The organism is Streptosporangium sp. CA-115845 (genome assembly GCF_050943795.1).
Taxonomy (GTDB): domain Bacteria; phylum Actinomycetota; class Actinomycetes; order Streptosporangiales; family Streptosporangiaceae; genus Streptosporangium.
In genome coordinates this window covers 8929977-8941996 of sequence record NZ_CP191988.1, presented here as the reverse complement: position 1 = coordinate 8941996, position 12020 = coordinate 8929977, and the positions used below count along the sequence as shown (strand labels likewise).

Below are 12020 nucleotides of genomic sequence, written 5' to 3'. Positions count from 1 at the left end.
ATCCTGGGGACGTGCCCGTGCTCCGTCCCTGAGGGACTCCCCGTGAGGCCGCGCCGGCGACTGGACTGAGGGAGAGCGGGACCGTGAGGCCGCGCCGGCAACTCGCGAGGTACGAGCGGCCCCGGTCGACGAGGGAAGGAGCCGGGTTTGAGCGGCCGAACCGCGACGCGTTAGCGTCGCAGTTAACACGGTAGGCTTGTCAGGTTGCGTTTGTAACGCCTTCCGCTAGGGCGGGTGAGGGGGAACGCAACTTCCGATTCTCGAGATCCCTAGGAGATCAGCCATGTCCGAAGTGGTAATCGCCACCGAGCTCCGCGACAAGTTCGGTAAGGGCGCCGCCCGCAAGATCCGTCGCGAGGACAAGGTGCCCGTCGTCCTTTACGGACACGGCTCCGAGCCGAGGCACCTGTCCCTGCCGGGTCACGAGCTGCTGCTCGCCCTGCGTACGCCGAACGTGCTGATCCGCCTCAAGGGTGCGGTCGACGAGCTCGCGCTGCCCAAGGGTGTTCAGCGCGACCCGCTCAAGGGCTTCCTGGAGCACGTCGACCTCCTGCTCGTCAGGCGCGGCGAGAAGGTCACCGTCGACATTCCCGTCGTCGTGACCGGCGAGGTCGCCGACGGCATCCTCGACCAGCAGCTCGTCTCCGTCTCGGTCGAGACCGAGGCCACCCACATCCCCGAGGGCGTCGAGGTCGACGTCGAGGGCCTGGAGGTCGGCACCCAGATCACCGCCGCCGACCTGAAGCTGCCCAAGGGCACGACCCTCGCCGCCGACCCTGAGGCGCTGGTCCTGATCATCTCCGCGGCCCCGGTCGCCGAGCCGGCGGTCGAGGGCGAGGCCGCCGAGGCTGCTCCGGCCGAGGGCGCGGCCGCCGAGGGTGCCGAGAGCGCCGAGTAGTTTTCTCTGCTAGATCTGTCAGGGCGGCCCGGTCCCGGGCCGCCCTGACGCGCGTATGAAGGGGATGCCGATCGTGGACCGCTGGTTGGTCGTGGGCCTGGGAAACCCCGGGCCGGAGTACGTAGGAAACCGGCACAACGCGGGGTTCATGGTCCTGGACGAGTTGGCCGCGCGTGCCGGTGGGCGGTTCAAGGCGCACAGGTCGCGCTCGGAGGTGCTGGAGGGCCGCCTGGCGGGTGTCCCCGCGGTGCTGGCCAAGCCGCTGTCCTTCATGAACCTGTCCGGTGGACCGGTCAAGGCCCTGGCCGACTTCTACAAGGTCGACCCGGCCCGGGTGATCGTGGTCCACGACGAGCTGGACATCCCGTACGGCGCGCTGAGGGCCAAGCTGGGCGGCGGTGACAACGGTCACAACGGGCTGAAGTCGATCACCAAGTCGCTGGCGACCAAGGACTACCTGCGGGTGCGATTCGGCATCGGCCGCCCGCCGGGCCGGATGGACGCCGCGAGCTATGTCCTGCGTGACTTCGCCACCGCCGAGCGCAAGGATCTCGGGTTCCTGGTCGACCGCGCGGCCGACGTGGTGGAGTCGCTGATCAGGGTCGGCCTGGAGCCGACCCAGAACACCTTCCACGCCGGCGACCTGAACGTTTCAGGACCTCCTCGCTAGCGACGCTGCGCGTCGCGGTTCGGCCGCTGGGACCCGGCTCCTTCCCTCGTCGTTCATCCGCTTCGCTCCTTCACTCCTCAGTCCAGTCCCCGGCGCGGCCTCACGGGTTGTCGGCGACGCTGCGCGTCGCGGTTCGGCCGCTGGGACCCGGCTCCTTCCCTCGTCGTTCATCCGCTTCGCTCCTTCACTCCTCAGTCCAGTCCCCGGCGCGGCCTCACGGGTTGTCGGCGACGCTGCGCGTCGCGGTTCGGCCGCTGGGACCCGGCTCCTTCCCTCGTCGTTCATCCGCTTCGCTCCTTCACTCCTCAGTCCAGTCCCCGGCGCGGCCTCACGGGTTGTCGGCGACGCTGCGCGTCGCGGTTCGGCCGCTGGGACCCGGCTCCTTCCCTCGTCGTTCATCCGCTTCGCTCCTTCACTCCTCAGTCCAGTCCCCGGCGCGGCCTCACGGGTCGTCCCTCAGGGGCGGGGCACGGGCACGTCCTCACGGGGCTTCTTGGGCCGGGGGCGGGGTCAGGGCCATCAGGTTCTGCAGGAGTTCGGCCTGCTCGATGGCGTCGTCCAGGGCGTTGTGCGTGTGCGGCCGCTGGGAGAGCAGGTGCCTGGGCATCTGCCGCTTGGTCGCCCAGCCGATCGGCACCCCCGCCTTGGCCGCGTACAGCGTCTTCATGTCGATGCAGCGCGAGTGTCCGAACGGTGAGGCGCCGGCGAATCGCATGAAGTACCAATAAATCCACATCCAGTCGTAGGAGAGCGGGTAGGCCGCCAGCACCGGTGTGCTGTTCCCGCACGCGTCGCGGATCCACGCGGCGGCCTCCCGCATCGCCTCGGCCGGGTCGCGGCCCTCGCGGATCAGTGTCTCCCGGTCAAGCCCGCTCACGGCGAGCGCCTCGGGCACATGGTCGTCGCTGATCGGCCGCAGCTCCGCGTAGAACGTACGGATCTGCGGATCGACCGGTTCAAAGACCTTTCCGGTCATCCGCCCGGCCACCGCCATACCAAGGCTGACCATCGAATACGGTCCCGGAATGGGGCCATCGGCCTCGACATCCACAGATATGTACGTTTCGGTCTTCAACCTTCGGGCCTCTCTTGTCGCCGCTACCATTACGTAACTGTCTGTCCGTGAACGGTTACGCAGGGGGAGCGCGTGCGCGACGTGACCGCAGTCCAGGCCGTATCCGGAGCCGGATCCGGAGTCGTGCCGGCCTCGCGCCGTCACATGCCGGACTGGGTGCGGGGGCACCGCGCGATGGCCCTCGCCGCCGACACCATCTGCGCCGCCCTGGCCGGAGCCCTCGCGCTGCTCGTTCGATTCGGCGAGGTTACCGCCTACGTTTTCCCGTACGTCATGCTGAGCGCCGCGCTGCCCGCCGTCTGGGTCTGTGTGGTCGCGCTGAACCGCGCCTACGAGCCTCGGCTCATCGGCCTGGGCTCGGAGGAGTTCCAGCGGATTCTCCAGTGCGGCTTCATGCTCACCGCCGCCCTCGCCGTCGGTGCCTACCTCACCAAGACCGATGTGGCCCGCGGCTACGTGGTGCTGGCGCTCCCGCTGACGACGCTGCTCACCCTCCTGGCGCGGTACGGGCTGCGCCGCTCCCTGCACCGCAGGCGGGCCCGGGGCAGGTGCATGCGACGGGTGGTGGCGGTGGGCCACCGGGTGGCGATCACCGAGTTGGTCCGCAGGTTCCGCCGGGAGCGCTACCACGGCATGGAGGTCGTCGGGGCCTGCGCACCGCGTGACGGGATGGGCGACGTGGAGGGCGTGCCGCTTCTCGGCGACTTCTCCGACGTCGCGCTCGCGGTCGGGCAGGTCCATGCCGACACCGTGGCCGTGCTCGCCTGCCCGGAGATGGACGGGGTGGCGCTGCGGCGACTGGCCTGGCGGCTGGAGAAGACCGACACGGACCTGGTCGTGGCCCCCGCGCTGATGGAGGTGGCCGGGCCGCGGATCACCATCCGTCCGGCGGCGGGGCTGCCGCTGCTGCACGTGGACCACCCCGAGATCTCCGGCCTGCGCCAGGTGGTCAAGAACCTGTTCGACCGCATCGGCGCCGGAGTGCTGCTGGCGGTGCTGCTCCCGCTGCTGGTGGGAGTGGCGGCGGCCGTACGGGCCTCCGGGCCCGGACCGGCGTTCTTCCGGCAGACGAGGGTGGGCCGCGACGGCGCCGAGTTCACGATCTACAAGTTCCGGACGATGCGCGCCGACGCCGAGCGCCGGAAGATCACCTTGTCCAGTGACGGACAGGGTCCGCTCTTCAAGATCAAGAATGATCCGAGGGTGACCCCGCTGGGTGCCTGGCTGCGCCGCCACTCGCTGGACGAGCTGCCCCAGCTGATCAACGTGCTGCTGGGACACATGTCCCTGGTGGGCCCTCGGCCGCCACTACCGGAGGAGGTGGCCGGGTACGGTGACGATGTCCGCCGCCGGTTACTGGTCAAGCCGGGCATGACCGGTCTGTGGCAGGTGAGCGGTCGCTCTGACCTGTCCTGGGAGGAATCGGTACGGTTGGACCTGCGTTACGTGGAGAGCTGGTCCCTCATGCTGGACCTGCAGATCCTGTGGAAGACCTGGTCGGCTGTCGCGCGAGGAGCTGGAGCATACTGATGACCGTTCGCGACGATCACACACTCGCCGCGGAGTTGGCGACGACGGCCGGCGAGAAGCTGGCGGCTCTGCGCGCGGAGCGGGGTTTCGGCAACCCTTCCGAGCTGCGCAAGGAGGGTGACATCGCCTCCCACCTGTTCCTGATGGAGGCCCTGGCACGGCTGCGCCCGGACGACAGCGTGCTGTCCGAGGAGGCGACCAGCGAGGAGCGTCTCGACCCGCGCAGGCTCCGCGCCGAGCGGGTCTGGATCGTCGACCCGCTGGACGGCACCCGAGAGTTCGCCGAGGAGGGCCGCGAGGACTGGGCGGTCCATGTGGCGCTCTGGGAGCGTGGCACGCTGACGGCCGGAGCCGTCGCGCTACCGGCCCAGGGCCGTACGCTCTCCACCGTCGAACCTCCGGTGCGGACCGCCCCCGAGGCGGACGCCAGGCCGCGGATCGCGGTCAGCAGGACCCGCCCGCCGGAGTTCGTCCAGAAACTGGCCGCTCTCGTCGGCGCGGACCTGGTACCGATCGGGTCGGCGGGCGCCAAGATCTCCGCGGTGCTCACCGGAGCGGTCGAGGCCTACGTGCACGCCGGGGGCCAGTACGAGTGGGACTCCGCCGCGCCCGTCGCGGTGGCCCTCGCCGCGGGGGCCCACGCCAGCCGCATCGACGGCTCGCAGCTGGCCTACAACCAGCCCGACCCCTCATTGCCGGATATCCTTGTATCCCTACCGGGACTGGCGCCGATGTTGCTCGCTGGAATCCGGGATCTGCACCGCTAATCCCCGCTAGGAGAGTTTGATGCTTCAGCGCGACTACACCACGTCGCAGCTCGACGTCCTCGAGGCAGAGGCCATCCACATCATGCGTGAGGTCGCGGCCGAGTTCGAGCGTCCCTGTCTGCTCTTCTCCGGTGGTAAGGACTCCATCGTCATGCTCCGCATCGCGGAGAAGGCGTTCTGGCCCGCGCCGATTCCCTTTCCACTGATGCACGTCGACACCGGCCACAACTTCACAGAGGTCATCGAGTTCCGTGACCGCCGCGCCGCGCAGCTGGGCGCGCGCCTGGTCGTCGCCAGCGTCCAGGACTCCATCGACGCCGGGCGCGTCGTCGAGGAGACCGGCCGCAGGGCCTCGCGCAACCGGCTGCAGACCACGACGCTGCTGGACGCGATCGAGGAGAACGAGTACGACGCCGTGTTCGGCGGCGCCCGCCGTGACGAGGAGAAGGCCCGCGCCAAGGAGCGGGTGTTCTCCTTCCGTGACGACTTCGGCCAGTGGGACCCCAAGAATCAGCGTCCCGAGCTGTGGAACCTCTACAACGCCAGGATCCGCAAGGGCGAGCACATCCGGGTGTTCCCGCTGTCCAACTGGACCGAGCTCGACATCTGGGACTACATCCGGCGCGAAGGCATCGAGATCCCCTCGATCTACTACGCCCACACCCGCAAGGTGTTCGAGCGCGACGGCATGCTGCTGGCCGACAGCGAGTTCATCACCCGCGACGAGGACGAGCCGCTCCAGGAGATGACGGTCCGCTACCGCACGGTCGGCGACGTGACCTGCACCGGCGCGGTCCAGTCGGGTGCCGTGACGGTTGAGGCGATCATCGAGGAGATCGCCGTGAGCCGGATCACCGAGCGCGGCGCCACCCGCGCCGACGACCGCGCCTCCGAGGCATCCATGGAGGATCGCAAGCGGGAGGGCTACTTCTAGTGCTCACCCACCCTCCCGTCTCCCTTCTTCCCGCGCGGTCCCGCGCCGCACGCCGTACGACCTCTGGAGAGCACCTCTGATGGACATCCTTCGCTTTGCCACGGCGGGAAGCGTCGACGACGGAAAGTCGACGCTCATCGGACGGCTGCTCTTCGACTCCAAGGCGATCTTCGAGGACCAGTTGGAGGCCGTCGAGCGCACCTCCCGGGACCGTGGCACCGAGTACACCGACCTGTCGCTTCTCACCGACGGCCTGCGGGCCGAGCGGGAGCAGGGCATCACCATCGACGTGGCCTACCGCTACTTCGCCACTCCCAAGCGCAAGTTCATCATCGCCGACACCCCCGGGCACATCCAGTACACCCGCAACATGGTCACCGGTGCCTCCACCGCCGACCTGGCGATCGTCCTGATCGACGCGCGCAAGGGCGTGCTGGAGCAGTCACGGCGGCACGCCTTCCTCACCACGCTGCTGCGGGTGCCGCACCTGGTCCTGGCCGTCAACAAGATGGACCTGGTCGACTACGCGCAGGAGCGGTTCGAGGAGATCCGCGAGGAGTTCACCGCCTTCGCCTCCAAGCTGAACGCGCCGGACCTGACGTTCATCCCGATCTCCGCGCTGCACGGTGACAACGTGGTGTCACGCTCGGAGAACACCCCCTGGTACAACGGGTCCTCGCTCCTGCACCACCTGGAGAACGTGCACATCGCCTCCGACCGCAACCTGGTCGACGTGCGCTTCCCCGTGCAGTACGTCATCCGCCCGCAGCGGGCCACCGACCCGGCCTTCCATGACTACCGGGGCTACGCCGGCCAGATCGCCGGAGGCGTGCTGAAGCCGGGGGACGAGGTCATGCACCTGCCCTCGGGCCTGGCCACGCGCATCTCGTCGATCGACACCTTCGACGGGCCGGTCGACGAGGCGTTCGCGCCGATGTCGGTGACCCTCCGGCTGGAGGACGACATCGACATCTCGCGCGGCGACATGATCTGCCGCCCGAACAACCAGCCGCACGTCTCCCAGGAACTGGAGGCGATGATCTGCTGGATGGCGGATTCCAGCAAGCTGGCCCCGCGCGCCAAGCTGACCATCAAGCACACCACCCGTACGGCCCGTGCCCTGGTCAAGGACCTGCACTACCGGCTGGACGTCAACACCCTGCACCGGGACGAGGCCGCCTCCTCGCTCGGCCTCAACGAGATCGGACGCGTCTCGCTCCGCGTCACCCAGCCCCTGTTCGTGGACGACTACGCCCGCAACCGCCTCACCGGTGGCTTCATCCTGGTGGACGAGGCCACCAACAACACGGTCGGCGCCGGCATGATCGTCGACGCCAAGTAGTCCCATCCCGCCGCCCGCGCCCGCAGCCCAAGCCTCTCCCCCCGGTACAACGGGGAGGGCCAGGCTCGGGCCGCGGGCGGTTCGCCGTTCCCGGGCCGTCCACGGCGCCGGGGCTTCGGGAGCACTCCGTTCAGGAGACGGACGCCGCCGAACCCGCTGGGTAGATCCTTTGTCCGTTCTCTGACCTCTCCGTTACGCTCCGCGCTAGCCTCGGCACGTTCCGTATCCGTCGGGTAAGGATTCGTGCCTGTGTCTGATAGTCCGTCACCTGCTCGGGTGGTTTTCCTGGGCGGCCTCGGCCGCAGCGGGACCACGCTGCTGGAGCGCCTGCTCGGGGAGGTCCCCGGCATCGTGCCGCTCGGCGAGGTCGTCCACCTCTGGGCCAGGAGCGTGCTCGCGGACGAGGCCTGCGGATGCGGCGAGCCCTTCGGGGTGTGCCCCTTCTGGGACAAGGTCGGGATGCGTGCGTTCGGGGGCTGGTCCGCGGACCTGGCCCACCGGATGATCGCGCTCAGGGCCCGCGTCGACCGCACCCGGCGCATCCCGACCCTGGCCAGGCTGCTGGCCGAGGAGCGGGCGGGCAACGGCAGGTGGCCGACGCCCGGCACCGCCGAGCTGGACGAGTATGTCGCCGTCCACCGCGATCTGTACGACGCGGCGGGGGAGGTCGCCGACTGCCCGGTCGTGATCGACTCAAGCAAGCACGCCTCGCTGGCCTTCTGCCTGGCGGCGGCCGGGGTCGACGTCCACGTCGTGCACGTGGTCCGCGACCCCCGCGCGGTCGCGCACTCCTGGCGCAGGCGGGTCGAGCGTCCAGAGGACGGGCGTCCGATGACCCACTGGTCACCCTCCCGTACCTCGCTGCACTGGCTGAGTGAGAACCTCAGCCTCGGACTCCTCGCCCGCAGGGGCGTCCCGGTCACCCGGGTCCGCTATGAGGACCTGCTCGGCGCCCCCGCCGACACGCTCAGGCGCCTGGTCGCCGGGATCGGCCTCCCCTGCCGCCTCGACTTCCTCTCGGGCAGCTGGGCGGAGCTCTCGACGGCGCACACCGCCTCGGGCAACCCCATCCGCTTCACGGTCGGCCGCACCGAGCTGACCAGGGACGACAGCTGGTGTGCCGCCGCGGGGTCCCGGCAGCTGCGCCTGGTTACCGCGCTGACCTGGCCGCTCATGATCAAGTACGGCTATCACAGGAGACTCGTCAACGACCCCCTCCTGAAGGAGGGGGCTTGAGGCGCAGCGATGCGCTTTGAAGCCCCGCGTTGACCAGCCCTGGCCATCAGCTCAAGGAGGTGCGTTGTGATGGCTACGTTGAACACGAGATCGCAGACCCACCGGCAGGTGCTTCCTCAGCCTGCCGCTCTGGAATCCGTGGGAGCAGACACGCCCGAGGGTGGGCACGAAACGGCTCACGGACACCGCCGCCAGGCGGTACCTGGTGTTCGACCTGGGCGAGGGGAGACCGGTCCGGCCGCACCGCCGCACCGGCGTCACCCCGAGGGCGCTTCGGTGTCTGAGGGAGCGAGCCGTGAGGTTCACCTGGCCGTGTTCGTCCTGGACGCCCACGGCCACCCGCTCGACCCCTGTCACCCCGCTCGCGCCCGCCGCCTGCTGGCGGCCGGGCGGGCGGTGGTTCACCGCCATACCCCGTTCGTCATCCGTCTTAAGGACCGCGACGCGGCGACCTCGACCGTTGAAGGCGTGCAGGTCGGTATCGACCCCGGCTCCAAGCACACCGGCCTGGCCGTGTTCACCCCGTGCGGCTTAAGCGGCGTGAACCGGGGGGGAAGGTATGCGATCCAGCTCGACCACCGAGGCGCACTGATCCGCGACAGGCTCACCGCCCGCTCGCGGTATCGACGGCGACGCCGTAGCGCGAACCTGCGTTACCGCGCGCCACGGTTTCTCAACCGCACCAAGCCGAAAGGGTGGCTCGCGCCGTCGCTGCGACACCGCGTCGACACCACCATGTCCTGGGTGGCGCGGCTGACCCGGTGGGCGCCCGTGACCGCCGTGCACGTGGAGAAGGTCTCCTTCGACACCCACGCCCTCTCGGCGGGCAAGCCGTTGGAAGGCGTTGAGTATCAGCAGGGCACCCTGGCCGGGTACGAGGTCCGCGAATACCTGCTGGCCAAGTGGGGCCGGGCGTGCGCGTACTGCGGCGCGAGCGGCGTACCGCTCAACCTCGACCACATCCACCCGCGTTCCCGGGGCGGCTCGGACCGGATCAGCAACCTCACCCTGGCCTGCATCGGCTGCAACCAGACCAAGAACGCCACCCCGATCGAGGAATTCCTCAAGGGCAGGCCAGCCCTGCCGGCGAGGATCCTCCGGCAGGCGAAGGCTCCGCTCCGGTGGCTCGTTCGACATCACCACCCGGCACGGTCGCGTCGCCGGAATCAACCACCGGCATGTCCGTCACCTTCAACGCGCGGACGGCTACGGCTACACGACTCGGAAAGAAGCCGATCGACATGACTGACCGGTCAGGGCACGCTCGGGCCTTGACGGCCCTCCCGCTCCCGATTCCTGCCCGGCCTGAGGGCCGGGGCATCCTCGGGAGGTTCTGGTGAACACATCGGTGGGTGTCGTCATCCCCACCCGGGGACACCGGCCCGACCAGCTGCGCGCGGCCACGCTCGCGGTGCTCGGCCAGGACCATTCCGGCCCCGTCGAGGTGGTGGTGGTCGTGGACGGCGGAGATCCGGCCTGGGTCGCCGACCAGGTGGCCGACCTCCTGGCCAGCAGGGCACTGACCCCCGGCCGGCGTGGGGCGCCCTCGCGCGGGGTGCGGGTGATGGCCAACCGGCTCACCCCGGGCCTGCCCGGCGCCCGCAACACCGGCATCGCGGCCCTCGGCACCGATCTTGTCGCCTTCTGCGACGATGACGACCAGTGGCTGCCCGGCAAGGTCGCCGCCCAGGTCGCCGCGCTGGAGGCGGAGCCGGACGCGCGCTTCTCCAGTTGCGCCATCGAGGTCGAGTACGGCTCGCGCCGCATTCCCCGCCTGGCGGGGACCAGCCGTGTCACCTACCGCCATCTGGTGCGCTCGCGCATGGTGATGGTGCACTCCTCGACGTTCGTGTTCCGGCGCGGCGGGCTCTGGGTGGACGAGAGCGCCCCCAAGGGCCAGAACGAGGACTGGGACCTGGCGCTGCGCGCCGCCGCCCAGCACCCCATCGTGCACGTCGACCGGCCTCTGGTCCGGGTGCGCTGGGGGGGCTCCTCGTACGTGGCCCGCTGGGCCGACCGGATCGCCGGGCTGCAGTGGATGCTCGCCCGGCACCCTGATCTGGCCGTGGATCCGCGCGGCGCGGCGCGGGTCTACGGTCAGCTCGCCTTCCACCATGCGGCCCTCGGCCAGCGGCGGGAGGCGGGCCGCTGGGCCTGGCGGGCGTTCACCGCCCGCCACGGCGAGCCCCGGGCACCCATCGCGCTCGCGGTGGCGGCCGGCCTGGTCCCCGCGCGGACCCTGCTCAGCGTCCTGCACCACCGAGGGCACGGCATCTGATGGCGCCCATCACCGAGCGTCCGCGCGTGACGGTCCGCTACGGCCCGCAGGTCGCCCCGCCCTCGGCCGGTCAGGCCGTCGAACGCCTGCCGGTGCTCGCGCGCCACGGCTCGCAGGTCGCCCCGCCCCTGCCGGGGCGGGGCGCCGAACGCCCGTCAATGATCGCTCGCCACGATCTGCTCGTCGCTCCGTCGGAGGTGGGGCGGGCCGCCGATCGTCCGCGCGCGACCGCCCGCTACGACCTGCCGGTGGTTCCCACCATGATGGGGCAGGTCACCGGGCATCCTTTGGCGCCATCTCGCCACAACCCGCAGATCGCCCCGGCCACGACGGGCAAGGCCGTTCACGCCGTGATGTCGATCCCGCCCGTCACCGACCACCGGTCCGCGACCACCGGGTACGGTCCGGTGCCCGGCCTGCCCGCCGTCGCCGGGCGGGCCGGGACGCCGGCCGCCAGGCGGGGGGCGGTGCAGGTCGCCCCCCGCCGGCGGCCCCGGCCGGACAAGGCCACCCGCAGACGCCTGCGCAGGCGCGTGCGGGTGGCGGGCGTCGCGATCGACCCGATGACCGAGGGCGAGGTGGTCGACCACGTGGTCGCCGCGCTGAAACGCGGTGAGGGCGGCCACCTCGTCACCCCGAACATCGACATCAGCCGGATCGTCGCCCGTGACGAGCGGGCCCGCGGGTTCGTCGAAGGCGCCGACCTCGCGGTGGCGGACGGCATGCCGTTGGTGTGGGCGGCGAGACTGCTCGGCACCCCCCTGCCCGGCCGGGTCGCCGGTGCCGACCTGATCTGGTCCCTGTCGGAGGCCGCCGCCTTCTACCGCCATCCCGTGTACCTGCTGGGCGGCCCCGCGGGCGCGGCCGTGCAGGCGGCCTGCGAGCTGGTGGGCCGTCACCCGAAACTGATGATCGCCGGAGTCGACGCCCCGCCGTACGGGTTCGAGGACGATCCGGAGAGCTATGCCCGGGTACGCGACGCCGTGATCGCCGCGGCACCCCGGCTGGTCTTCGTCGGGCTCGGCTTCCCCAAGCAGGAGCGGCTCATCGCCTCGCTCCGCCGGGACCTGCCGGGCACCTGGTTCGTCGGCTGTGGCTCGGCGATCGCCTTCGCCGCGGGCACCGTCCGGCGGGCTCCGGCGTGGATGCGCAGAGGTGGCCTGGAGTGGCTCTTCCGGCTGATCCGGGAGCCTGGCAGGCTGGCTCGCCGCTACCTGGTCGACGACCTGCCGTACGCTCTCAGGCTTCTCGCGGTCTCCCTGCTGCGCGGGCTCTTCTCCTGAGAGACCG

General features: G+C 70.5%; 11 protein-coding genes. 10 read left to right on the top strand and 1 reads right to left on the bottom strand.

Going from position 1 to position 12020, the window contains the following annotated elements; genetic code table 11:
- Positions 1 to 283: 283 nt before the first annotated feature.
- Together ACQP0P_RS42425 and pth are read left to right on the top strand one after the other, a co-directional pair.
- Entirely contained in the window at positions 284 to 898 is a 615-nt protein-coding gene (locus ACQP0P_RS42425; RefSeq protein ID WP_433367254.1) for a 50S ribosomal protein L25/general stress protein Ctc, read from the top strand.
- A gap of 64 nt (positions 899 to 962) precedes the next feature.
- Positions 963 to 1568: an aminoacyl-tRNA hydrolase gene (gene pth / locus ACQP0P_RS42420; protein ID WP_433367251.1), complete on the top strand. Its 606-nt coding sequence runs from the start codon at positions 963 to 965 to the stop codon at positions 1566 to 1568.
- A 481-nt stretch (positions 1569 to 2049) separates the two neighbouring features.
- Here pth and ACQP0P_RS42415 read toward each other — a convergent pair whose 3' ends face one another.
- Complete coding sequence (locus tag ACQP0P_RS42415) at positions 2050 to 2577, bottom strand: 3'-5' exoribonuclease domain-containing protein (protein WP_433367248.1); 528 nt, start codon at positions 2575 to 2577, stop codon at positions 2050 to 2052.
- Positions 2578 to 2787: 210 nt separating this feature from the next.
- On the opposite strand from ACQP0P_RS42415, the gene ACQP0P_RS42410 reads away from it, so the two are divergent.
- From ACQP0P_RS42410 to ACQP0P_RS42375, 8 genes are all read left to right on the top strand, one after another.
- Entirely contained in the window at positions 2788 to 4173 is a 1386-nt protein-coding gene (locus ACQP0P_RS42410) for a sugar transferase (protein WP_433382383.1), read from the top strand.
- Positions 4173 to 4940, top strand: a complete 768-nt coding sequence (locus ACQP0P_RS42405) for a 3'(2'),5'-bisphosphate nucleotidase CysQ (RefSeq protein WP_433367245.1) — start codon at positions 4173 to 4175, stop codon at positions 4938 to 4940. The genes ACQP0P_RS42410 and ACQP0P_RS42405 overlap by 1 nt, the downstream gene beginning before the upstream one ends.
- Positions 4941 to 4959: 19 nt before the next feature.
- A complete protein-coding gene (gene cysD / locus ACQP0P_RS42400) occupies positions 4960 to 5874 on the top strand; it encodes a sulfate adenylyltransferase subunit CysD (protein WP_433367242.1) in 915 nt (304 codons plus the stop codon).
- A gap of 79 nt (positions 5875 to 5953) precedes the next feature.
- Positions 5954 to 7216, top strand: a complete 1263-nt coding sequence (gene cysN, locus ACQP0P_RS42395; protein WP_433367239.1) for a sulfate adenylyltransferase subunit CysN — start codon at positions 5954 to 5956, stop codon at positions 7214 to 7216.
- Between the two features lie 249 nt (positions 7217 to 7465).
- Complete coding sequence (locus tag ACQP0P_RS42390) at positions 7466 to 8452, top strand: sulfotransferase (RefSeq protein WP_433367237.1); 987 nt, start codon at positions 7466 to 7468, stop codon at positions 8450 to 8452.
- 276 nt (positions 8453 to 8728) lie between these two features.
- On the top strand, positions 8729 to 9697 hold the full coding sequence (gene iscB, locus ACQP0P_RS42385) for an RNA-guided endonuclease IscB (RefSeq protein WP_433367234.1): 969 nt from the start codon (positions 8729 to 8731) through the stop codon (positions 9695 to 9697).
- Positions 9698 to 9788: 91 nt separating this feature from the next.
- Complete coding sequence (locus ACQP0P_RS42380; protein WP_399529957.1) at positions 9789 to 10730, top strand: glycosyltransferase family 2 protein; 942 nt, start codon at positions 9789 to 9791, stop codon at positions 10728 to 10730.
- Positions 10731 to 10756: 26 nt separating this feature from the next.
- Positions 10757 to 12013, top strand: a complete 1257-nt coding sequence (locus ACQP0P_RS42375) for a WecB/TagA/CpsF family glycosyltransferase (protein WP_433367231.1) — start codon at positions 10757 to 10759, stop codon at positions 12011 to 12013.
- Positions 12014 to 12020 lie beyond the last annotated feature (7 nt).

Coding starts and splice junctions, on each gene's coding strand:
- pth (WP_433367251.1), top strand. CDS start 963: ATGCCGATCGTGGACCGCTGGTTGGTCGTGGGCCTGGGAAACCCCGGG.
- ACQP0P_RS42425 (WP_433367254.1), top strand. CDS start 284: ATGTCCGAAGTGGTAATCGCCACCGAGCTCCGCGACAAGTTCGGTAAG.
- cysN (WP_433367239.1), top strand. CDS start 5,954: ATGGACATCCTTCGCTTTGCCACGGCGGGAAGCGTCGACGACGGAAAG.
- ACQP0P_RS42405 (WP_433367245.1), top strand. CDS start 4,173: ATGACCGTTCGCGACGATCACACACTCGCCGCGGAGTTGGCGACGACG.
- cysD (WP_433367242.1), top strand. CDS start 4,960: ATGCTTCAGCGCGACTACACCACGTCGCAGCTCGACGTCCTCGAGGCA.
- ACQP0P_RS42415 (WP_433367248.1), bottom strand. CDS start 2,577: ATGGTCAGCCTTGGTATGGCGGTGGCCGGGCGGATGACCGGAAAGGTC.
- ACQP0P_RS42410 (WP_433382383.1), top strand. CDS start 2,788: ATGCCGGACTGGGTGCGGGGGCACCGCGCGATGGCCCTCGCCGCCGAC.